This window comes from Kordiimonas sp., from assembly GCF_965216265.1.
In the GTDB taxonomy this organism is placed as follows: domain Bacteria; phylum Pseudomonadota; class Alphaproteobacteria; order Sphingomonadales; family Kordiimonadaceae; genus Kordiimonas.
Window position 1 is genome coordinate 2,139,110 of sequence record NZ_OZ244153.1, and the last position, 20,464, is coordinate 2,159,573.

The window sequence follows — 20,464 nt, forward strand, 5'->3', positions numbered from 1 at the left end:
CCTTACACCTTGAGCCAGTTTTGCCAGACAGGGTGGTTTTTGACCAGATCAGCCACATGAGCATACCCACCGGCTGCTGGGTGGGCACCGTCTGCCGCGAGGGCTTCCTCACACCACACCGGATTATCTTTCACCGCATCAAAAATATTCACATAGGCCGCACCGTTGATCTGGGCAACCGTGGCGAGCTGGCGCGCCATTTCCCCTATCCGGTTGGTGGCGGCGCTATCGCCAGCGATGGGCAACGGGCTGATGAAAAGAACCGGCCAATGCACACGTGCGGCCATCATGATCGCCTTGGCGTTTTTGAGCCGGTCAACCTGCCCCACAGTGATACGCTTGCGCTCGGTCAACAAACAGTCGTTTGCGCCAAAAGAAAACACCAGCCTGTCGGGCTTGTCTGCGTCTGCTTGCCCGCGCCAACGGCTCAGCACATCGGTGCTGGTATCACCACCAATGCCGTAATTGATAGCCGTGAACCCGCACTCGTCGGCCAGGCGGCCAACCCAGCCCTTGCCGGAAGGGTCACCGATGCCCGCCACAAAACTATCGCCAAAAAAGCCAATACGCATGCGGCCCTACCTCGCAGCTTTCGCGAGCCTGAGAAGCGCGCGGGCGCAGATCACATCCGCCGGGTTTCCTGTGGTTTTGCACGCAAGCTCGGCCTCTAGAAGGATATCAAGCGCGGTTTCAACCTTACGGGCCGACCAGCGGCTCACCTCGCCCATGAATTTGTCACGTTCACCGAAAAACACAGGCGGCCGCAACTTGCCCACCGCTTCGCTCGCGTTCATGCCCTGGTCCATAAAACCGCGCGCGAGATGAATACGCATCAGGCGGTTCTGCAGTGTGCGAATGATAGCGATAGCGCTTTCACCTGCGGTCCAGGCGCGCTCAAGAAAACGCTCAAGCTGCTTCAAATTACCGGCCGTGACAGCTTCCGCGATCTGGTTGAGGCCAAGCGCTGCCGTATCCCCCACGCAAGCTTTGGCATCCTCAATGGTGACTTGCCCGCCTTCCGCCCCCTTATAGAGCACAAGCTTATCAAGCTCGCTGCGCGAGATCATGCGGTCGCCGCCAAGGTTATCCACCAGATAAGCAACCGCGTCCTGATTTGCGGTCAACCCGGCGGCGGACAGCACCTGCTGCACAAGACCCATAAGGTCCTGCGCGCTATCTTCATAACAGGCAATAGCAATGGCGTTTTTGGCACCCTCCAGCAATTTCCTCAGGCTTGAGGTTGGCTTCAGGTCACCGGCGGTGATCACCAACAGGCCGTCACCCTGTGTGCTTTCAAGTACCAGCTTCACGGCTTCGGTTGCTTCGTTGCCTGCACCCTCAAGCCGCACTAGCCGCCTGCCGCCCATCATGGAAAGCGCCGCCATTTCATCCTGCAGGACCGAAGGGCTTTCCTTGATCTCGCTGGCGCCTGGGCGTGCTACTTGAAAGGGGTCGGAAAGGTCAGGCGCGATCTGCTTGCCAATTTTCTCCGCGCGCTCCCGCACCAACCCATCATCGCGACCAAACACCAGCACCGCCCGCATGTTGGGGTCGACAGCTTTAAGTATAGCCGGGATATCGCGGGGTTTGGCTTTCACGGTGTTTCTTTGACTTGAGTGAAATAGAGCGCAAGACGGCGATGGATGCGCTCCGCCAGTTCAAGCACAAGGCGGCGGGCACTATCTTCGCGGCGGCTCAGGATCGCATAATCGGATAGCACGAGGTCGTAAGAAGTGGTTGAACGCATATCCTCTTCGAACACCAGCTCTTCGCCATTCAGGTTCACAAGCTTCACGTGCGCGATGACGGTAAGCTGTTCCTGCGTTGCGGCCGCATCGGGGCGGATACCGTAGCCTTCGCTGGCCTGCTCAAGCGTTATCTCAAGCCGGTAATCGGGCGTGCCACCGGTGCCAAGCCGGTCCAGAAGCCGGTTGCGCATCTGTTGGCCAATCCGGTCTGCGATCGGTGCAACTTCAATGCCGGAGAGATGATCACGCATCGCATCGGCCGACCCGCCTGCCTCATAAAGCGGACGAAACCCGCACGCGCTGAGGAAAAGAAGGCTGGCGATGACAAAGGCGTGTTTCATATCAGTTCACCACTATGTTGACGATCCGGCCCGGTACAACGATCACCTTACGGATTGTACCCTCATCCGTGAAGCGTTTGATGGCCTCGGATGCGAGAGCAATTTTCTCAACCCCGTCCTTTGGCATGTCCTTGGCCACTTCAATGGTGTCACGCACCTTGCCGTTGACCTGAACCGCCATTTTAACCGTGTCATCAACGGTGAAGGTTTTATCGGCTTTTGGCCACGGCGTATTGGCAACCAGCTCCTTATGGCCGAGCTTTTTCCAAAGCTCTTCCGCCAGGTGCGGCATCATGGGTGCCACAAGCAAAACAAGTGTTTCCAGCGCTTCACGAAGCGCTTCACCGGCACCGTCACCAGTGCATTTGCCGCCAATAGCGTTCGCAAATTCATAAAGGCGCGCCACGGCCTTATTGAAATGCAGGTTCTCGATATCTGCGGTAACACCTTCAATAGACTTGTGGGTGGCTTTCCTGAGCGCAAGCGCCGTGGGAGAAAGCTTTTCCGGCACCGCAGCGCCATAGGCACCAACAGGCGCGGGCGGTGTATCCACAAGGCGGAACACCCGCTGCGCAAAACGCCACGCGCCCTCAATACCCGCTTCGGTCCACAACAGGTCCCGCTCTGGCGGGCTGTCGGAAAGCACAAACCAACGCGCTGTATCTGCGCCGTACTGGTCGATGATATCGTCCGGGTCCACCACGTTGCGCTTGGATTTGGACATTTTCTCAATGCGGCCTTCGGTCACCTCAAGGCCATTATCTGAGCGGTAGAGCGTGCCATCATCGCGCGGACGAACAAGTTCGGGGAACACCCACTCGTCATCGCTGTCCTTATAGGTCACATGGTTGACCATGCCCTGCGTGAACAGCCCCTCAAACGGCTCCGTCACATTGGTGCGGCCCACGTGCCTGAGAGCACGGGTGAAGAACCGCGCGTACAAAAGGTGCAGGATCGCATGCTCAACACCACCGATATATTGTTTCACAGGCAGCCATTCGTTCACCACGTCCGTATCAAACGGTGCGTCGGCGTCCGGCGTGCAGAAGCGCATGAAGTACCATGACGAATCGACAAAAGTGTCCATCGTATCGGTTTCGCGCACAGCTTTCTTGCCGCAAGCCGGGCATTTGGTGTGTTTCCAGGTAGGGTGATGCTCAAGCGGGTTGCCCGGTTTGTCGAAAGAAACATCTTCCGGCAGGGTTACAGGCAGTTGTTCGCTCGGCACAGGCACCACGCCGCAGTCATCACAGTGCACAAACGGGATCGGTGTACCCCAATAACGCTGGCGCGACACGCCCCAATCCCGCAGGCGGAAGTTTACCGTGCGCTCGCCCCAGCCTTCGCTTTCTGCGCGGTCGATCAGCGCGGCTTTTGCAGCCATGGTGTCCATGCCGTCAAGGAAGCGGCTGTTTATCATGGTGCCGGGGCCCGTATAGGGCTCATCACCAAGGCTATATGTTGCGGCGTCTTCACCTTCAGGCAACACCACCGGAATGATCGGCAGGTCGTATTTACGGGCAAAATCAAAGTCGCGCTGGTCACCGGCGGGGCAGGCGAAAATCGCGCCCGTGCCGTAATCCATCAACACGAAGTTCGCCACATAAACAGGCAACTCCCAACTATCATCAAATGGATGCCTGACGGTGAGGCCGGTGTTGAAGCCTCGTTTCTCAGCCTTCTCGATCGCTTCTTCCGTGGTGCCGGTCTTGCGGCATTCTTCACAGAAGTTTTTCAGATCTGCGCTTTGTTCTGCCAGTTTGGCGGCGAGCGGGTGGTCGGCTGCGATGGCGCAGAAACTGGCGCCAAACAGCGTATCGGGCCGCGTGGTATAAACCGGCAGCTTTTCGCCTGTTTGTGTGATCTCGAAATCAAACTTGAGGCCTTCCGACCGGCCGATCCAGTTTTCCTGCATCAGCCGCACTTTGTCAGGCCAGCGCTCAAGGGTTTTGAGGCCGTCCAGCAGTTCGTCGGCAAAATCGGTGATCTTGAGGAACCACTGGCTGAGCTTGCGGCGCTCAACCGTGGCACCCGAGCGCCAGCCTTTGCCGTCAATCACCTGCTCGTTTGCGAGCACGGTGTTGTCAACCGGGTCCCAGTTTACCCAGCTCTCTTTGCGGTACACGAGGCCCGCATTGAAGAAATCGATAAAAATCTGCTGTTCTTTGCCATAATAGGCCGGGTCGCATGTGGCGACCTCCCGCTCCCAATCAATGGCAAAACCAACCTGCTTGAGCTGGTCACGCATGTTGGCGATATTGTCATAGGTCCAGTCAGCCGGGTGTACCTTGCGCTCCATCGCCGCGTTTTCCGCCGGCATGCCAAACGCGTCCCACCCCATGGGGTGCAACACCTCATAACCGTTGGCGCGGCGGAAGCGTGCGACCACGTCACCAAGCGTATAGTTGCGCACATGACCCATGTGGATGCGCCCGCTTGGGTAAGGGAACATCTCCAGCACATAGTATTTTGGCTTGTCTGATTTGCTATCGGTCTGGAAAGTTTTGGCGTCGGTCCAAATCTTCTGCCATTTGGCTTCGGTTGCCTTAGCGTTATAGCGCGACATGTTCAATCTCGGTCTACTGGCCGTGTGTGTGCGGCGAATTTTAAACTGAAACAGCCGGGCAGATGCCCGGCGCATACGGAATTCTCACAGGCTTTGCCCCACAAGATTGCGGGGCAAAAAAACCTAACGGCGCGCTTCGACGCGAAGTTGCCGCGCACGAGCCAGAATAGCTTCTTCAACCTGCAGCGTTGTCGCAGCCTGAACCGGCACGCTGAGCCACGCGCCACCTTCCTCGCGTTCCTGGCGTACAACTGACACCCGAACTGCGTCGGAGCGCAGGTCTTCAGACAGGAACTGGATCGTTACCTTCACACGCTCGTTCGGCGCTGTGGCCGTTGAGTGCCAGTCGGTAACGATCACGCCGCCTGACGGCGCAACCTGGTCAAACGGCATGAAGGAAAGCGTATCAAGCGTCGCCTGCCACAGGTATCCATTTACACCAATCGCTGTTGTGCGGGGAGCGAGGCCTTTGCCGTCGTCATCACCACCACCAAACAATCCGGAACAGGCACCAAGCGTTAAGGCTACTGTCAGCGCCATCATGGTCCGGGCAAAATTCTGCATGCTACACCCCGTAGATTCGTTTTTATTGACGCATGTTGTTACCCACCAAATGTGTAACAATCATGGCTTACTTGCGGGTTATAACGACCCTATAGGCTGCTGACCAGCCAGAAAGTTGATCAAATAGTGGCAAGGAGGCCACAGAGCGCCCTATTTTTGCCCTGCCATCTTGCATAGTGGGGGGTAGATTCAATACCATAGGCACAAGTTATGAGAGCGAGTCTCCCCAGGTCATGAAGTACGCGTTAAAATATAGCATCGCCGCCCTGATGGTTTGCGGCATCTCGGTTGCCTCCGCAGCTGAGGATAAAGCTCGTTTTGAAGCGACCGGCTTTATGCAAAGCCTTGACCTTTTTGTGGCAGAACAGATCGCCAAGCTTCGTAGCAATCACAAAACCGATAAAGCCGAGAATATCAAAGACCTTGAGCTGAGCCTTCGGGACAACTCAGGCAAGGACGATAGCGGTTTCTTTTACCTGCGCGACAGAAGCGCCAGCGTATCTGGCACCCTTGGCGCGCCCGGTAATTTGAACGACCGGCCTGATTTCTCGTCGCTCCTTGCGCCAGATGGCACTGTGCGTGGCTCCTATGGGCAAGACCTCTTTGGTGCAAACTCCCGCGTGGGAATCACCTTTGGTGGCGACCCGAACGGCGCACCGAGCGACCGTGGGCTTGAGTTCGCACTTGAAAGCAATTATCGCCTTTCCTTGCAGGGGCTTTCTGCTGCAAACGGTTTTGGCTCCACCGATCAGGCTGAGCGGCACTATAACCTCGGTTTCTCTGTCGGGTATTCCGGCTTTAATGTTGACGCATCAGTGATGCGGCAGGAAAGCCTGTTTGAGCGCGAGATTTCCGGCTACGGCGTTGGTTTCTCCTATCAGGCCACCAGTTGGACCGCGCGGCTTTCGCTGAGCGAATATAAAGAAGGCGCGGACCTTTACGGTATCGAGAATGAAGCCCGCAACATTATCTCAGTTGAGCTTGGTGCCAGCTACCGGCTGACAGACAGTGTCGGCCTCAAGGGCGGTGTGCGCTATTATGATTACGGCAGCCGCATGATGCTTGACCCGGATGCGGGTGAAAAATCCCAGATGGTTTTCCTGGGTGGACGTCTCAAGTTCTAGGCTTTTTCAAGCTGACAACCCATCAATCGCCGCAAGGGCCGCTAAATCTAGCGGCCTTAGTTTTTTTGCGCTTACGCTGTTCACACCGCCAAGGGCCGCAACAGCGAGCGGTGCGTGGCTTATAAGCCGCGCAAACCGGTGAATGCCCAGTGCGCCTGCGCCCTCGTGGCTGCGGGTTTCAAAAACCGGGGATACAAGGCCTAAGTCCACCCCCAGCCGGGCGGCCTGCACCATCGCCTTACGGTCATGGCAGGCAGCAGTAACAAAAGAAAAACCCGAAAGGTTTGGCCGGGTGTAAAGCTGATGCTGGGGCAGGTGCACACCATCCGCCCCCACTGTGCGCGCGAGCCTAACATCCCCCGCAACCAGAAGAAGCTGTCGCCCCTCTCGTGTTAGCTGCCTGAGCGAGGTGGCAAGACCGGCACGGTCTTTATGCTCATAATCACGGCAGATCACGATACTGCCCGCAGGCAAGGCACGCACAATTTTAAGCATATCCGGCACGCGCGCGGCATCTGTTATAAAAATGAGGCGCACGCCGCCACCCGCCCGGGAGAGGGGGTGTGATAAACTGGTAGCCCGGTTTTTTTTGTCTGCGCGCTTGACCATAACCGCTTCCTAGCACATAGGGTGCATAAGCCCAATATGACAAACAGCTTTGCCAGAGGTCTGATCATGCTTCCCGATATCGCCGCGAATATTGATGCTGTCCGCCATGAAATTACCCGCATGTGCGCTCATGCGGATGTGCCGGAAAACCAGCCGGAGCTGATTGCTGTCTCGAAAGTGCAGCCGCTTGAGAAGGTGCGCGCAGCGCTTGAGGCGGGCCACCGGGTGTTTGGTGAAAACCGGGTGCAGGAGGCCGAGGAACGCTGGGGCACCTTGAAGCCCGAGTATGACGGCGTCATATTACATCTGATCGGCAGCCTGCAGACCAATAAAGCGGCAGACGCCGTGGCGCTTTTTGATGTCATCCAGTCAGTTGACCGTATCAAGCTTGCCCGTGCGCTAGCGCGTGAGATGGAAAAACAGAGCAAAAGCCTGCCCATTTACCTGCAGGTCAACACGGGCCGCGAAGACCAGAAAGGCGGCGTGCTCAAGGAAGACCTGCCCGCCCTCTATAACGAATGCAAAAACCTTGGCCTGAGTGTCGTGGGCCTGATGTGTATCCCACCGGTGGGGGATGATCCCTCGCTTCACTTTGCACTGTTGAAGAAGTTCGCAAAAGAGCTTGGGCTTGAGCGGCTATCCATGGGTATGAGCGGGGATTATGCACTGGCCGCCGCCATGGGCGCGACTGACATCCGTGTCGGCACCGCTATCTTCGGCGCGCGAGATTATGCTTAACCATTTTGCTGTTTCATAAAAATCCAATAATGTGTGCACACACTGTTTACACGCTCGTCTCTTTCGTATAATTAGTGTGTGCACACATTATTAAAGGAGAAGTAAAATGGAGCGCAAATCTTTCGGAATTCGAATGGAAAAAATCCTCTTGGCAGAGGTGGACGACTACGCAGCAGAGCAGGAAATGACCCGCAGTCTCGCAATAGAAGAACTTGTACGCAGCCAGTTGCAGTGGACAACAGGAAAGACCTTAGCACAAAACCAAGACCAAGAAAGTGGTGCGGCGGCAGCTAAGTGGGGTCGTGAAACCGCCCCCATGATCGCAAAACACTTCGGGGCCGTTCAGATACGACCAAACGTCAACGAATTTGAAATAGACGGTAGCCAAATTGCAATAAAAACAGCCTCAAAAACGAACAAGAAAATCGGTGTATACAATACAGTTCGAGATCGCGTGACATACATTTGGGGAGCTTTTCAGCAAAAAGATGATAGCTTTGATATCTATGAATTGACACCCAAGACATGGAAAGACCATGCTAAAAAAGCTACCCCGTCTAGCCCCAACTACGGCAAGCTGACTTTTATGGATGAATCGACCTGTCGCGACCATTCGTGTCGCAAAGTAGGCACCCTAACTCTTAACCTATCTTGAGCACATCATCCGGCCCCACGAGCCGCAGGAAACGTTTGAACGCATCGATCTTGAGCGCAACACAGCCTTCTGTGGGCGTAAACCCTTCCCGTGCGATATGCATGAAAATGGCGCTGCCATGCCCCGGCACCACCGGGTCATCGTTATGGCCGATCACAATAATGAGGTCATACACATCGTCGTCTCGCCACATCTTCTCATGGGATGGCCCGAAAGGCAGGCGCACCAGCTTGTTATAGTGCGGGCTCTCCGTGTCATCGCACCAGCCAAAATCAGGCTTCAGCATTTTCACCGGCAGGCAGGAAAGTGGTTCTTCCACTTTGTCAGGCCGGTAAAACGCATAGCGGAACGGATAGCTGCCAATGGGTGTCGCGCCGTCACCTTCGCGTTTGCTGCTGTCTGCCACCATGCCGCCGCGCCCTAGCGCACAGGGTGCCTCAAACAAGGGGCCGGTGAGCAGGCCCTTGCGGCCGTCCGTCTCGCTCAAGCTGACCGACCACACAGCCATGGCTAAAGCAGGTGGCCCGTGCGGGCCTTTTTGGTGGCGAGATAATTCTCATTATGCGGGTTGGCTTCAAACGCGTGGGCCACACGTTCCGCCACACGAATACCGAAGCGCTCCAACCCTTCAACCTTGTTGGGGTTATTGGTCATCAGCCGCACAGCTTTGAAGCCAAGCTGTTTGAGCATTTCCGCTGCGGGCGCAAAAACGCGCTCGTCCACATCAAAACCAAGCCGGGTGTTGGCGTCTACGGTATCATAGCCCTGATCCTGCAGCGCGTAGGCCTTGAGCTTTGAGATAAGCCCGATGCCGCGCCCCTCTTGCGCGAGATAGAGGAGCACACCGCCGCCCGCTTCCGCGATCAGCTTGATGGCGCCACGAAGCTGCTCACCGCAGTCGCACTTAAGCGAGCCCAAGAGGTCGCCCGTGAAACACTCACTGTGGATACGCATCAGAACCGGGTCGTGGGTATTGGGCTCACCAATCACAATAGCGATATGTTCCACCCCGCCCGCAAGCGGCCGGAAGGAGACAAGCCGGGTGTTCTCAGCGCCCGCGAGCGGCACCCGTGCTGACGCCACCTGCTTCAGCATTGAGGCTTGGGTGAGGTCCGCGTCCAATACCACTTCCGCACTAACTTCCAGGAGGCCATGCGTTGCCGCAAAACCGGGTTCCACTTCTGCGGCGACAACAGCGGGCAAAAGCCGCGCCCATTTGGTGAGCTTGATGGCGGCGCGGTCAGTCGCACCGTCTTTATGTTCAAGCCGCCGGAACGGCCCTTTGAGCGGGGTGGCGAGGTCAAGCGTCGGGTCAGCAAGCGCAACGATATCGTCCGCGCTCATCCAGCCCGGCCGCGCGAGCCGCACGACGGCCCAGTCTTCCCCCGCCACCTTGAGGGAGGCCGCACGGTTGTTGGTCAGCATTACAAAGCTGCCACCTGTGATCGCATCAAAGCGCGCAAGAGAAGGCGTGTTCGCAAGCTCCGCCGGCAACAGCGCAAGCGCAAGCGCACCGTCTGTTACAACAGCGGGGTAACCCCGGCGCAAATCATCCGCCGCGCGTTCCAGCATCAAGAGTGTATCTGTGGTTTCAGCCATGCACCCTCATATAGGGGAAAGTTTGCTAAAGTCAGTACTGCTTTTTTGGCTCGCTCGCATTTTGATCAATCAAATGTGAGTGTGCGTGATGACAGAATAGCTTTCCTCTTCTTATATAGGGGTGGTTGAAGCATACTGTGAAATAATTTTCTACTGTCCCGGAGGACCATATGGCTGTGAGGAAACTGCTGCTCGTTGACGACGATGTTGATTTGCGTGAAGGGCTGGCCGAACAACTGGCACTATGCGACGAGTTTTCAACTGTGGAGCAAGGCACCGCCGCGGATACCCTGAGCTTCCTGAAGGACAATCAGGTGGACATGATCATTTTGGACGTCGGCCTGCCTGATATGGACGGGCGCGAGCTTTGCAAACGCATCCGCAAAAACGGCATATCCGTGCCGATCCTCATGCTTACCGGGAATGTGTCTGACGCTGATACGGTGCTGGGGCTGGATGCAGGCGCCAATGATTACATCAACAAACCCTTCAGCTTTACCGTGCTGCTGGCGCGCATTCGTGCGCATTTCCGCCAGTATGAGCAAAGCGAAGACGCCACGTTTGATATCGGCCCCTACCAGTTTCGTCCCTCCGGCAAAATACTGGAAGAGAAAGACAGCGGCAAGAAAGTACGCCTGACAGAAAAAGAAACCGCCATCCTCAAATATCTGTACCGCGCGAGCGGCAAACCTGTGGGCCGGGAAGAATTGCTGACCGAGGTATGGGGTTATAACTCAGGCGTGACCACACACACGCTCGAAACCCATGTGTACCGCCTGAGGCAGAAGATCGAGCCACAACCCAATATGGCGCGTATCCTGATCACAGAGCCGGGTGGTTATAGCCTGCAAGGACTTGGGGCTTAGCGCCTAGCCAAGCTCAAATGTGGTGATGCCAAATATCTGGCCTGCTGCGATATCCGGCAGGCCTTTTTGGTACATGCGCGCGGTGGCGAACACTTTTTCCATACCACGCTTTTTGGCGAGGCGGACGGCATCTGCATTGTTTTCAGGCGTGTCGAGGATGATAAGCTCACCTGCGATATCGCTTTGAAGCGCATCAAAAAGGCATTCGGCCACATCCATATTATCGGAAAACAGCGGCCCGACCTTATAGCCCTTAAGGCACTTTCGGCGCACCGCATAGCCCATCACACGCCCATCTTTTTCAAAAACGACAGCGCGCGCAAATGTCTGGCCAAACCAGGCTTTCAGAAAAGCATCCCGGTAGGCAGGGAAACACTGGCGGTCATAGCACCGGATGGCGTCAAAGTCGTCAGGCTTAAGGGCACGAACATGCTCTGAGCCCTGCGCTGGCGCGCGCGCTTCGCCCTCAAATCGGCAGTTTTCATAAAAGGCTTCATAGCCGATACGCTCATAGATTTTCACATTCTCGAGCACACCATCGATGCCCACGTTGCGGTCGCCACAGTATTCGAGCCGTGCTTTTGTGAGCGCAAGCCCGTGCCCGCCGCCCCGATGTTCGGGCGCCACAATATAAAGCCCGCAAAAGGCATAAGCATCGTCGTAACAAACCGCGCTGCCGGTTGCGATAATCTGGCCGTCCAGCACGCCTTTGAAAAAGCCGTTCGGGTCTGCGCGGAAAAAACAATCCGCATCATTCACGCCCAGGTTCCACCCTTCCCGCGCGGCCCAACCGGTTGCTGTCTGCACATCTGCGGCAGTCATTCGCTCTATATGATACCCTTTAGGCATGGCTGGCTGTCGCGCTAGAACTTGAAATCAACCAGCACCGGTGCATGGTCCGATGGTTTTTCCCAGCCCCGTGCGTCGCGCAGCACTTCCATATGCACTGGCGTGTCCCGGAGGCTTGGGCTCACCCACACATGGTCAAGCCTGCGGCCTTTGTCAGCAAGCGACCAATCCCGCGCTCTATATGACCACCAGCTATAAAGCTTCTCAGGCACCGGTTTGAAAATGCGCATCACATCCACCCAGTCGTGCGCGGCCATCATGGCCAGCATGCCGTCAGTCTCTATGGGTGTGTGCGACACCACCTTGAGGAGTTTTTTATGGTCCCACACATCGTCTTCATAGGGCGCGATATTAAGGTCCCCCACCAGAATGCTGGGTTCTTTCAACTCTTTTGACCAGGCGGTCATCTCTTCCATGAACTTGAGCTTGTGGGCAAATTTGTCGTTGATGGCCGGGTCTGGCTCATCACCGCCCGCAGGCACATAGAAGTTGTGAAGCACAGGTCCTTCCTTGAGCTTGATGGCGATATGGCGGGCATCGCCCTTGGTGCACCAGTCAATATGGAAGCTGTCATCAAAGGGGGCTTTGGCAGCTGTTGCCACGCCGTGGTGGCCCTTCTGGCCATGAATGGCCAGATGCGGCATGCCGATCTCTTCAAAAAAACCACGCGGGAACATGTCCGTATGCACCTTGATTTCCTGCAAGCACAAAACGTCCGGCTTATAGGTCTCAACAAGCTGGCGCACGATATCAAGCCGCGCCCGTACTGAGTTGATGTTCCAGGTGATGATCCGCATGGTCGCTGCCCCCTATATTTGTTGTCGCACGCCCGGTTATCAGGGCAGGTCTTGTTCTTAAAAAATCAAAAAGCTGTTGCCGATAATGCCAATGGGCCAGCGGCCTTTTTCAAACAGCTGAAACCTGAGCACAAACGGATGGTCTTCCTCCGCCCCTGTCATGGCTGCAAGCGCTGCCTGATAGGTGGCCTGCACCGCAGCCCCCGAGGTTGCGCGTACAAATTCTTCATCAAAAATGCGAAGCTCCTGCGCTGCTTCCATGGCAGCAGCCTCAATGGCTTCAGAGGTGCCCTGCGCCACATGGGTCATGACCATCTCAAGCGTTTGCTCGTCCAGCACGTCAAGCGCGTCATCGGTGAGCGTGGCGCGGAGCTGCTCTTCCGCCTCCCACGCCGGGCTGTTGACCTCGGTGTTTTCTGCGGCGTCTGCCGCCTCTTCCCAGTCAGCCATGAAAGCCGGATAGGCTTCAGGGAAACCAAGCGCGTTGGCGTAAGCGCGGGCCAGGTCCACCGTGCGGCGATCAGGCTCTTCCCCAAGTGTGCGGAACCAGCGAACATTGCTCGCCAGCGTGAGGAACGGCGCCACGGCCTTCAAGCCCGGGCTTTCCTCAAACAATTCGTCAAGATCGGTATCTTCAATGTCCATAACCACCACTTAAGCCTTCCGTGTCAGACGCCTTTCATGGCCTAGCCTGAGCGCATGACAGGCGCAAGCACAAATAGATCACATCACGGTCAGGCAAAAGGGATTACCGGATACGGCGGCGTTTCGCGAGGCCACGCGGGTCTTCAAATTCCCACAATTTGTCATCAAGGCTAACATTCTGATCTTGGCCGGAAAGCTCCACGAATGTCACGCGGTCTTCCGCGTCCACCACCGCCCATGAGGTGAGCATGATATCGCCTGCAAATCCATCTGTCTGCCGGAAGTAAAGCGTGATGGTGCCAAGTTCGGGCCGTTCGCTGTCCTGTGCCATAAGCGCAATCACACCCGTGGCGCCCGCAGGCTCCAGCTCAATATTCGCGCCAAGGGATGCGAGGTCGATGGAATTGCCAAGAAGAGCACGCAGCGGCGTTTCCTTGACCGGCCATTTGGTGACCTGCCCGATTTCATAGTCGATGAAATTAAGCGTCTTGCCGTCCGCCACCACAAGGAATGGGGTTTCGTCTGCATAGTCGAAACGAATACGGCCGGGCCGTTCCAGATACAGCGTACCAGTGGCCACGGTGCCGTTTGGTGCATGCTGACGGAAGCTCGCTGTCAGGCTTTCCACCTCGTCCATATAGGTTTGCACCTGCCGAAGTGCCTTGAGGCTGTTGTCTTCCGTTACCGTCTGTTCTTCAAGCGGCGGCAATTCATCTTGTGCCACCACAGCCGGAGCCAAAAGCCCCATCATCACTAAAAACATCATGCGAAAACGCATTAAATCATCCTTGCTGTCATTACGCGGGGGTGTTTTAGAAATCTTCTTCCCGCTCGGGCACCAGCACTTCGCGTTGGCCCTTATGGTTTGGTGCGCTGATCACACCTTGTTCTTCCATCTCTTCAATAAGCGACGCGGCCTTGTTGTAACCGATTTTCAGGCGGCGCTGGATATAGCTGGTGGACGCCCGCCGGTCACGCAGTACAATATTCACCGCCTGATCATAGAGGCTGTTATCATCGCCTCCGCCAGATGGACCTGGGATGAACGGGCTGTCAAAACCCTCTTCAGGTTCTTCCGTCACCTCTGAGAGATACTCCGGCGCGCCCTGTTTCTGTAGGTGGGTCACTACTTTTTCGACTTCCTTGTCAGACACAAAAGCACCGTGCACGCGGGTGATGCGGCCACCACCGGCCATAAAGAGCATGTCACCCATACCAAGAAGCTGCTCGGCACCCTGCTCACCCAGAATGGTGCGGCTGTCGATTTTCGAGGTTACCTGGAAACTGATCCGGGTCGGGAAATTGGCTTTGATCGTACCGGTGATCACGTCCACCGATGGCCGCTGTGTCGCCATCACCAGGTGAATGCCCGCAGCCCGCGCCATCTGCGCAAGACGCTGCACCGTGGCTTCCACGTCCTTGCCTGCCACCAGCATCAGGTCTGCCATCTCGTCAATCACAATCACGATGAACGGGAGCGGCTGGAAGTCGAACTCCTGCTCCTCCATCACCGGCTGGCCGGTTTCTTTGTCAAAGCCGGTTTGAATTTCGCGGGTCAGGCGTTCGCCGTTCGCGCGGGCTTCATGAACACGTTTGTTAAACGCCGCAAGGTTCCTCACCCCAAGCTTGGACATATTGCGGTACCGGTCTTCCATCTCCCGGACTGCCCATTTAAGCGCAACCACCGCTTTTTTCGGTTCTGTCACCACCGGCGTCAAAAGATGCGGGATACCGTCATAAACCGAAAGCTCAAGCATCTTGGGGTCAACCATGATCAGCCTGAGCGTCTCGGGGCTGTGCCGGTAAAGAAGCGACAGGATCATTGTGTTGATACCGACCGACTTACCGGAACCGGTGGTGCCTGCCACAAGCAAGTGCGGCATGGACGCAAGATCCGCCACCACAGGCGCGCCGCCAATGTCTTTACCAAGCACAACGGGCAGGCGGGCTTTGGTGCCCTCATAATCCCGGCTGGCAAGCAGTTCGCGCAGGAAAACGGTCTGGCGGTCGCTGTTTGGAAGCTCGATCCCGATCGCATTACGGCCCGGTACTACCGCCACACGGGCAGAGATTGCGCTCATGGACCGCGCGATATCGTCCGCCAAGCCAATCACCCGCGCAGATTTGGTGCCGCGCGCCGGTTCAAGCTCATAAAGCGTAACCACAGGGCCAGGGCGCACGTCGTTGATATCGCCCTGTACACCAAAGTCGTCGAGCACGCCTTCAAGCATGCGGGCGTTCTGCTCAAGTGATTCTTCACTGATACGGCCCAGCTTTTCAGGGGGCGGGGGTGGTGCCAGAAGCTCAAGCGCGGGCAAGCCAAAGCCGCCGCTGTCGCCAAAGTCCAGCACGGTTTGGGCTTCTTTGGTTTCGCGTTTACCCCGGCTCGGTTTCGCCTGCGGTTTCACGCGCTTCTCCGGCACAGGAGCTTTCTTGGCCGCCTTCCGTGGTGCCATGGGCACGCGCGCGCTATCCGCCTCAAAAGGCGGATCGTCATAATCGTCAAACTCATCATCTTCGCCGCGTGTACGGCTGCGGAAGATAAGCCTGAAGGTGGCAGCAACAGCGGAGCCGATGGTGCGCAGCAGCCAAAGCACGGAGCGCACCACCGCAAGCACGGCTGCTTTCAAAGCGTTATAAACAGCTGTCCATTCCTCCCGGTTGAGCGCGAAGGAGAAGGCGTATGCGGGCACACCAAGCACGGCAAACACCACACCATAAACCCACGCAGGCACCACAATCCCAGCAAACAGCTCAATCACCATCAGGTAAAGGCGCTGGCCAAGGGCACCACCGTATCCGGCCTGCACTATAAAATCAGGCGAGGGCGCGGTCACGCTGAGTGCGATGGCAATCAAGATCAGGCTGACCGGCACAAAAGTAAGGTTGAGCCAGAACATGGGCAGCCACTTGAGCCGCAGGATTTTCACACCCCAGATGGCAAGCGGCAACGGCAACAGATACCCGGCCAGCGCCAGCGTCTGCATCAGCACATCGGCCACATTGGCACCATATGCCATGAGCCAGTTGGTGGCGGGCCGTGTTGCCTCATTATTGATCGTGGGGTCAGTGGGGTTATAGGAGGCAAGCGACAACACAACGCTGACGGCAAACGCTATCAGGGCAAGCCCAAGAAGCCGCCAACCCGTATTTTTGAGGAACACCACAAAAGCAGGCGGCAGTAACGGCGCCTTGTCCCTGGCGGCTTTATTATTTGCTGTACCCGCCTTTGCAGGTTTGCGTGACGACACTGATTTCTTGCTCCCTCAAGCCCTAAGGCTCAAACCCGGTGCCAAAATGTGGCGACGAGGCTCATATTCTTGTCCTGTTCGCTGCACTTTAATGCTCAACAAGGGTTTAGGACAAGAGCGGCGATTTCATGGCAGTCATTTTAAGCCCCAGGAAATGGCGTGCTGCGGCATCAGGTCTCTTTACAGCGCCCTTCAATCGGGCCTACATGAAGCCATAAGGAGAGTAACCATGGGTGCAGACAAAGCCAAAACCATAAAAAGCGAGATTGTCATCGTTGGTGGCGGTATGGCAGGCCTTACGGCAGCCATTGGCCTTGCGCAGCATGGTTTTGAGGTTGTTGTGGTTGATATGGTGCCAAAGGGCGACCTGACCGCAGCAAGCTATGACGGCCGCGCCAGCGCGCTGGCCTATGCCTCCTGCCAGCTTTTGAAAGCCATTGGGGTTTGGCCTTATATGGAGCCCTATGCACAGCCTATTCTTGAAATCCGGGTATCGGACGGCCCGTCGCTGTTGCACCTGCATTTCGATAATGAAACGCTGGGCGATGGCCCGCTTGGCCACATGGTGGAAAACCGCCATACCCGCATTGCACTATTCAAACGGTTGGAAGAGTTTGAAAACATCCGCTTCCTCGCGCCGGAGAAAGTAGCTGACATCAACCGCAGCGCTTCGGGCGTTTCTGTCACACTTGAAAGCGGCGTGTGTGTTGACGCTGATCTGCTGCTCGGCATAGATGGGCGTGGCTCAGTTGTGCGCCGCCACGCAGACCTGCCAACAAGCAGTATTGAATACAAACAACACGGCATCGTGTGCTCGGTCGAGCATGAACACAGCCACTGCGGTATTGCGCACGAGCGGTTCCTGCCGTCAGGGCCCTTTGCCATCTTGCCGCTGACCGGCAATCGCTCATCGCTTGTCTGGACGGAAAAGAGCCATCTGGTCGATACCATCATGAATCTCTCCGACCGGGCGTTTGAAAGCGAAGTGGCACGGCGTATTGGCGGTTTCCTTGGTGAGGTGAAGGTTGTTGGCGGGCGCTGGGCTTACCCCATCAGCCTGCAGTATGCGCACAGCTATGTATCTGACCGCCTTGCGTTGATTGGTGACGCTGCCCACGGTATCCACCCCATCTCAGGCCAGGGCCTGAACCTGGGGCTCAAGGATGTGGCGGCGCTGATTGAAGTACTGGTGGTGGCCCGGAACGTGGGCCTGGATATTGGTGCCACCTCTGTGCTTGATAACTACGCCCAGTGGCGCACCACAGATAATGCTGCTGTTTATGCGATCACAGACGGTTTCAACCGGCTGTTCTCCAACGATATTGGCCCCATTAAACTGGCGCGCGACCTTGGCATGGCGGCGGTGAATGAAGTCACTCCGCTCAAGAATTTCTTCATGAGCCATGCACGCGGCACGGTCGGGGAACTCCCGAAACTGTTACGCGGCGAAAGCCTCACATCCTGATATACTGCACGCATGAAACGGCCGCACAATATCGCGGATACCAGATTCCGCATTCATGATACCAAGGCAGAGACGCCTGCTATTGAGGCTGCGCGTACGCTCTATTTCAATGCCACGCTTTATGCACACCGCTCGCTTCCCAAAAAGAGTTTCAACCGCATGATCCTGATCCTTGCCGCTTTCTGCGTGTTTGCGGCGGTGCGTTTCATCATGATTGGGGCGTGGCCTGTGGTGATATTTGTGGCCATTGACCTGGTCGCGCTGTGGCTTGCATTTTTCTTCAACTACCGGGCGGCCCGAGCGTTCGAGACCGTACAGCTTACGGACAAGGACCTGCTTTTGACCCGTGTGAGCGCGCGCGGGCGGTCTTCCACCTGGCGGTTTGAGCCTTATTGGGCCAGTGTGAAGGTGCGGGAGCGAGGAGAAGACGAGAATGAACTTTACCTGCGCTCGCACGGTGAAACCGTTTATTTTGGTGACTGTTTGACCGCGCAGGAGCGGCGCGACTTTCGAGAGGCACTTGACCTTGCGCTGGCACGCTGGCGTGCGCGAACCCCGCACCCGGATCAAGGCGCCTCGCAATAAACCTGTGCAATGGAACGGTTGGCCCGGAAGGCATTTCCGTTTTCATCAAAGTTTTCACGCTTTATCAACGTTCGCTGCGTACCCGTACCATCCGCAATCAGGCCCGTATCCTCAAAAACTCTGGGGTGCGTGGTGTAAACCCTGCCCCGGCGCGGTGCGCCCGCGACCACTGTGCCGACAACATAACCTTCCGCGTTAAAGACGGGACCACCGGATATGCCGCCCAATGAGCCACCAAACGTGGGACGACGTTCACGTTCCACCCATGCCACCACAGGTTCACGCATACGGTAACGCCCGGTGGAGCGCATCTCTGTGCGCCCGATAACGGTAGCGCGCACATCAGCCGGTTTGCCTTGCGGGAACCCCATCATATAACCGTCGTCACCCCGGTTTGGGCTTTCGCTCGAAAGTTCAAACGCCTTTGGTTTCATCCCTTTCGCGCGCAATACGGCAAAATCCCGGCTGGTTTCGCTCGTGGCAGATGCCACCGGCTCCAGCATACGGGGGCCTTTCACCAGATATATCTTGCCGCAGCCATCCACCACATGGCGGGCGGTGATGAACACACCGTCGCCGCGTGCCGCAAAAGCTGTTCCGATACCGTTTTTGACCTCCAAGTCCAGCTCCACCGTCACGCCGCGATCATCGTTACCGGGCAGAGGCCCGTCATCAGGGATCAGGACAGGAGGCACGTGCTGTTCAGCACCTTCAGGTAGCGGCCTGCGCGGCTCCACCTCGTCCACATTGGCGTAGCGCACAATGAAGAAAATGATGATCACCAGATAGGTGAGTATTTCGCGGCTGCGGCGCATGCTGGCGTGTCCCTAGCCCGTGATCGCCGCCGAGTTGATAAAGGCCGTTGCCAGCTTGAAAGACACCAGCAGAACGGCAGCGCCCATATCATTTTTTTCAATACGCTGGGACAGGTCTGGCAGCAGAAGCGAAACGAGGCGGAAAGCAACAAGCTGGAGCACAAGGGCGATAATGCCCCAGAAGACAAGATCCCAGATCGATACGGAAGCCGCCAGCGAGAAGGCAATTGGTAGGGCGAGGCCCACAATGGCACCACCAAGGGATAACGCCGCCGCAACATTTCCTTCGCGGATAAGCGCCAGCTCGTCATGCGAGGTGAGGCGCATATAAAGCGCGATACCCACAAGAAGGATCACGAGGCTCGTGCCCGAATGCACCATAAATACCGGCAGCCCGGCCCATAGTGCCATCAACGCTTCTTCCATAACCTTGTCCCCCTCAGACTATTAATTCAGGCCCAGTACGTGGCGCATGTTGTAGCGGCCATTTGGCTGGCTGTGAAGCCAAAGCGCTGCACGCACGGCACCATCGGCAAAAAGGCTGCGGTTCTCTGCTTTGTGGGAAAGCGTGATGCGCTCACTACCGCTGGCGAAAATCACGTCATGCTCTCCAATCACCGACCCGCCCCTGAGGGCTGCAAAACCGATGGTGCCTTCAACGCGTTCACCGGTCAGGCCTTCCCGCGCCGGTGTGCGCAGGTCGTCAAGCGATGCGCCGCGCCCCTCTGCCGCCGCATCCCCCAGCATAAGCGCGGTGCCAGACGGCGCGTCCACCTTGTCCCGGTGGTGCATCTCGAGAATATCGATATCCCACTCAGGCCCCAGTTTGCTGGCCGCATCCCGCACCAAAGCCATCAAGAGATTAACACCTTGCGAATAATTGCCTGCCTGCATGATGCGCGTGGAGCCCGCTGCGATCATCAGTGCGCTTTCGTCGCCGCCCGAAAGCCCCGTTGTGCCCACCACCAGTGCTTTTTTATGCCGGGCCGCGAGGCCCGCGTGCGCCGCCGTATCCCCCGGCGGGGTAAAGTCGATCACCACATCAGCGGCTTCAAAGACATCCTCGATGGTTGCGCTCAGGTTCACAGACGTGCCGGTGATGGGTGCGCCAATGTCGGGATGCCGCGGCCGGTCACAGCCCGCAACAAAGCTGGCATCATCATTTTCCTCAACGGCCTTGAGCACCGCCTGCCCCATCCGGCCCATCACCCCAAGAATTCCAACCTTCACCTGATCTGCCATGGTTT

At 56.9% G+C, this 20,464-nt stretch carries 22 protein-coding genes; 6 read left to right on the forward strand and 16 right to left on the reverse strand.

Translation table 11 applies throughout. The annotated features are described in order from the left end of the window. Nucleotides 1–2 precede the first annotated feature (2 nt). From ACOOGA_RS09840 to ACOOGA_RS09860, 5 genes are all read right to left on the reverse strand, one after another. Entirely contained in the window at nt 3–572 is a 570-nt protein-coding gene (locus ACOOGA_RS09840; RefSeq protein WP_420428570.1) for a GDSL-type esterase/lipase family protein, read from the reverse strand. A 6-nt stretch (nt 573–578) separates the two neighbouring features. Then, entirely contained in the window at nt 579–1,598 is a 1,020-nt protein-coding gene (gene holA, locus ACOOGA_RS09845) for a DNA polymerase III subunit delta (RefSeq protein ID WP_417459377.1), read from the reverse strand. Next, the gene (lptE, locus tag ACOOGA_RS09850) at nt 1,595–2,089 is read right to left on the reverse strand and encodes an LPS assembly lipoprotein LptE (protein ID WP_417459378.1); all 495 of its coding nucleotides are present in this window, start codon (nt 2,087–2,089) and stop codon (nt 1,595–1,597) included. The genes holA and lptE overlap by 4 nt, the downstream gene beginning before the upstream one ends. 1 nt (nt 2,090) lies before the next feature. After that, nucleotides 2,091–4,655 carry a leucine--tRNA ligase gene (leuS, locus tag ACOOGA_RS09855; RefSeq protein WP_420430657.1) on the reverse strand — a complete coding sequence of 855 codons (2,565 nt, stop codon included), beginning with the start codon at nt 4,653–4,655 and terminating at the stop codon, nt 2,091–2,093. Between the two features lie 123 nt (nt 4,656–4,778). Continuing rightward, the gene (locus tag ACOOGA_RS09860; RefSeq protein WP_417459380.1) at nt 4,779–5,219 is read right to left on the reverse strand and encodes a DUF3576 domain-containing protein; all 441 of its coding nucleotides are present in this window, start codon (nt 5,217–5,219) and stop codon (nt 4,779–4,781) included. A 233-nt stretch (nt 5,220–5,452) separates the two neighbouring features. Between ACOOGA_RS09860 and ACOOGA_RS09865 the strand changes: the two genes are divergently transcribed. Continuing rightward, nucleotides 5,453–6,343: a hypothetical protein gene (locus ACOOGA_RS09865; protein ID WP_417459381.1), complete on the forward strand. Its 891-nt coding sequence runs from the start codon at nt 5,453–5,455 to the stop codon at nt 6,341–6,343. Nucleotides 6,344–6,349: 6 nt separating this feature from the next. Here ACOOGA_RS09865 and ACOOGA_RS09870 read toward each other — a convergent pair whose 3' ends face one another. Further along, the gene (locus ACOOGA_RS09870; protein ID WP_417459382.1) at nt 6,350–6,952 is read right to left on the reverse strand and encodes a thiamine phosphate synthase; all 603 of its coding nucleotides are present in this window, start codon (nt 6,950–6,952) and stop codon (nt 6,350–6,352) included. A gap of 66 nt (nt 6,953–7,018) precedes the next feature. Here ACOOGA_RS09870 and ACOOGA_RS09875 point away from each other — a divergent pair, with 66 nt between their 5' ends. Continuing rightward, entirely contained in the window at nt 7,019–7,690 is a 672-nt protein-coding gene (locus ACOOGA_RS09875; protein WP_420428572.1) for a YggS family pyridoxal phosphate-dependent enzyme, read from the forward strand. Between the two features lie 106 nt (nt 7,691–7,796). Beyond that, complete coding sequence (locus tag ACOOGA_RS09880; protein ID WP_420428574.1) at nt 7,797–8,345, forward strand: CopG family ribbon-helix-helix protein; 549 nt, start codon at nt 7,797–7,799, stop codon at nt 8,343–8,345. Here ACOOGA_RS09880 and ACOOGA_RS09885 read toward each other — a convergent pair. Beyond that, nucleotides 8,332–8,853, reverse strand: coding sequence for a L,D-transpeptidase family protein (locus ACOOGA_RS09885; protein ID WP_420428576.1), 522 nt, complete (start codon nt 8,851–8,853; stop codon nt 8,332–8,334). The genes ACOOGA_RS09880 and ACOOGA_RS09885 overlap by 14 nt on opposite strands. Before the next feature lie 2 nt (nt 8,854–8,855). Continuing rightward, on the reverse strand, nt 8,856–9,944 hold the full coding sequence (gene ribA / locus ACOOGA_RS09890; protein ID WP_417459385.1) for a GTP cyclohydrolase II: 1,089 nt from the start codon (nt 9,942–9,944) through the stop codon (nt 8,856–8,858). 170 nt (nt 9,945–10,114) lie between these two features. Here ribA and ACOOGA_RS09895 point away from each other — a divergent pair, with 170 nt between their 5' ends. Beyond that, a complete protein-coding gene (locus ACOOGA_RS09895; protein WP_417459386.1) occupies nt 10,115–10,810 on the forward strand; it encodes a response regulator transcription factor in 696 nt (231 codons plus the stop codon). Nucleotides 10,811–10,813: 3 nt separating this feature from the next. Here the strand turns inward: ACOOGA_RS09895 and ACOOGA_RS09900 are convergent, their stop codons facing one another. From ACOOGA_RS09900 to ACOOGA_RS09920, 5 genes are all read right to left on the reverse strand, one after another. After that, nucleotides 10,814–11,632: a GNAT family N-acetyltransferase gene (locus ACOOGA_RS09900; protein WP_420428578.1), complete on the reverse strand. Its 819-nt coding sequence runs from the start codon at nt 11,630–11,632 to the stop codon at nt 10,814–10,816. Between the two features lie 41 nt (nt 11,633–11,673). Next, the gene (gene xth, locus ACOOGA_RS09905; protein WP_420428580.1) at nt 11,674–12,456 is read right to left on the reverse strand and encodes an exodeoxyribonuclease III; all 783 of its coding nucleotides are present in this window, start codon (nt 12,454–12,456) and stop codon (nt 11,674–11,676) included. Between the two features lie 57 nt (nt 12,457–12,513). Next, nucleotides 12,514–13,110 (reverse strand): hypothetical protein, encoded by a 597-nt coding sequence (locus ACOOGA_RS09910; RefSeq protein ID WP_420428582.1) that lies wholly within the window; start codon nt 13,108–13,110, stop codon nt 12,514–12,516. A gap of 94 nt (nt 13,111–13,204) precedes the next feature. Further along, a complete protein-coding gene (locus ACOOGA_RS09915; protein WP_420428584.1) occupies nt 13,205–13,879 on the reverse strand; it encodes a LolA family protein in 675 nt (224 codons plus the stop codon). A 34-nt stretch (nt 13,880–13,913) separates the two neighbouring features. Next, complete coding sequence (locus ACOOGA_RS09920; protein WP_420430659.1) at nt 13,914–16,283, reverse strand: DNA translocase FtsK; 2,370 nt, start codon at nt 16,281–16,283, stop codon at nt 13,914–13,916. A 298-nt stretch (nt 16,284–16,581) separates the two neighbouring features. On the opposite strand from ACOOGA_RS09920, the gene ACOOGA_RS09925 reads away from it, so the two are divergent. Together ACOOGA_RS09925 and ACOOGA_RS09930 are read left to right on the forward strand one after the other, a co-directional pair. Then, nucleotides 16,582–17,817 carry a UbiH/UbiF/VisC/COQ6 family ubiquinone biosynthesis hydroxylase gene (locus tag ACOOGA_RS09925; RefSeq protein ID WP_417459391.1) on the forward strand — a complete coding sequence of 412 codons (1,236 nt, stop codon included), beginning with the start codon at nt 16,582–16,584 and terminating at the stop codon, nt 17,815–17,817. A 12-nt stretch (nt 17,818–17,829) separates the two neighbouring features. After that, complete coding sequence (locus ACOOGA_RS09930; protein ID WP_417459392.1) at nt 17,830–18,402, forward strand: DUF2244 domain-containing protein; 573 nt, start codon at nt 17,830–17,832, stop codon at nt 18,400–18,402. Here the strand turns inward: ACOOGA_RS09930 and ACOOGA_RS09935 are convergent. From ACOOGA_RS09935 to dapB, 3 genes are read right to left on the reverse strand one after another with little or no spacing between them, the layout of a single operon-like run. Then, complete coding sequence (locus tag ACOOGA_RS09935) at nt 18,384–19,217, reverse strand: S1 family peptidase (protein ID WP_417459393.1); 834 nt, start codon at nt 19,215–19,217, stop codon at nt 18,384–18,386. The genes ACOOGA_RS09930 and ACOOGA_RS09935 overlap by 19 nt on opposite strands. 12 nt (nt 19,218–19,229) lie before the next feature. Next, nucleotides 19,230–19,643 carry a DUF350 domain-containing protein gene (locus tag ACOOGA_RS09940; protein ID WP_417459394.1) on the reverse strand — a complete coding sequence of 138 codons (414 nt, stop codon included), beginning with the start codon at nt 19,641–19,643 and terminating at the stop codon, nt 19,230–19,232. A gap of 21 nt (nt 19,644–19,664) precedes the next feature. Further along, nucleotides 19,665–20,459 (reverse strand): 4-hydroxy-tetrahydrodipicolinate reductase, encoded by a 795-nt coding sequence (gene dapB / locus ACOOGA_RS09945; protein ID WP_417459395.1) that lies wholly within the window; start codon nt 20,457–20,459, stop codon nt 19,665–19,667. Nucleotides 20,460–20,464: the final 5 nt, after the last annotated feature.

Bases quoted from the DNA above. Each gene is read 5' to 3' on its own strand.
- ACOOGA_RS09840 (WP_420428570.1), bottom strand. From the start codon at position 572: ATGCGTATTGGCTTTTTTGGCGATAGTTTTGTGGCGGGCATCGGTGAC.
- lptE (WP_417459378.1), bottom strand. From the start codon at position 2,089: ATGAAACACGCCTTTGTCATCGCCAGCCTTCTTTTCCTCAGCGCGTGC.
- leuS (WP_420430657.1), bottom strand. From the start codon at position 4,655: ATGTCGCGCTATAACGCTAAGGCAACCGAAGCCAAATGGCAGAAGATT.
- ACOOGA_RS09860 (WP_417459380.1), bottom strand. From the start codon at position 5,219: ATGCAGAATTTTGCCCGGACCATGATGGCGCTGACAGTAGCCTTAACG.
- ACOOGA_RS09865 (WP_417459381.1), top strand. From the start codon at position 5,453: ATGAAGTACGCGTTAAAATATAGCATCGCCGCCCTGATGGTTTGCGGC.
- ACOOGA_RS09870 (WP_417459382.1), bottom strand. From the start codon at position 6,952: ATGGTCAAGCGCGCAGACAAAAAAAACCGGGCTACCAGTTTATCACAC.
- ACOOGA_RS09875 (WP_420428572.1), top strand. From the start codon at position 7,019: ATGCTTCCCGATATCGCCGCGAATATTGATGCTGTCCGCCATGAAATT.
- ACOOGA_RS09880 (WP_420428574.1), top strand. From the start codon at position 7,797: ATGGAGCGCAAATCTTTCGGAATTCGAATGGAAAAAATCCTCTTGGCA.
- ACOOGA_RS09885 (WP_420428576.1), bottom strand. From the start codon at position 8,853: ATGGCTGTGTGGTCGGTCAGCTTGAGCGAGACGGACGGCCGCAAGGGC.
- ribA (WP_417459385.1), bottom strand. From the start codon at position 9,944: ATGGCTGAAACCACAGATACACTCTTGATGCTGGAACGCGCGGCGGAT.
- ACOOGA_RS09895 (WP_417459386.1), top strand. From the start codon at position 10,115: ATGGCTGTGAGGAAACTGCTGCTCGTTGACGACGATGTTGATTTGCGT.
- ACOOGA_RS09900 (WP_420428578.1), bottom strand. From the start codon at position 11,632: ATGACTGCCGCAGATGTGCAGACAGCAACCGGTTGGGCCGCGCGGGAA.
- xth (WP_420428580.1), bottom strand. From the start codon at position 12,456: ATGCGGATCATCACCTGGAACATCAACTCAGTACGGGCGCGGCTTGAT.
- ACOOGA_RS09915 (WP_420428584.1), bottom strand. From the start codon at position 13,879: ATGCGTTTTCGCATGATGTTTTTAGTGATGATGGGGCTTTTGGCTCCG.
- ACOOGA_RS09925 (WP_417459391.1), top strand. From the start codon at position 16,582: ATGGGTGCAGACAAAGCCAAAACCATAAAAAGCGAGATTGTCATCGTT.
- ACOOGA_RS09930 (WP_417459392.1), top strand. From the start codon at position 17,830: ATGAAACGGCCGCACAATATCGCGGATACCAGATTCCGCATTCATGAT.
- ACOOGA_RS09935 (WP_417459393.1), bottom strand. From the start codon at position 19,217: ATGCGCCGCAGCCGCGAAATACTCACCTATCTGGTGATCATCATTTTC.
- ACOOGA_RS09940 (WP_417459394.1), bottom strand. From the start codon at position 19,643: ATGGAAGAAGCGTTGATGGCACTATGGGCCGGGCTGCCGGTATTTATG.
- dapB (WP_417459395.1), bottom strand. From the start codon at position 20,459: ATGGCAGATCAGGTGAAGGTTGGAATTCTTGGGGTGATGGGCCGGATG.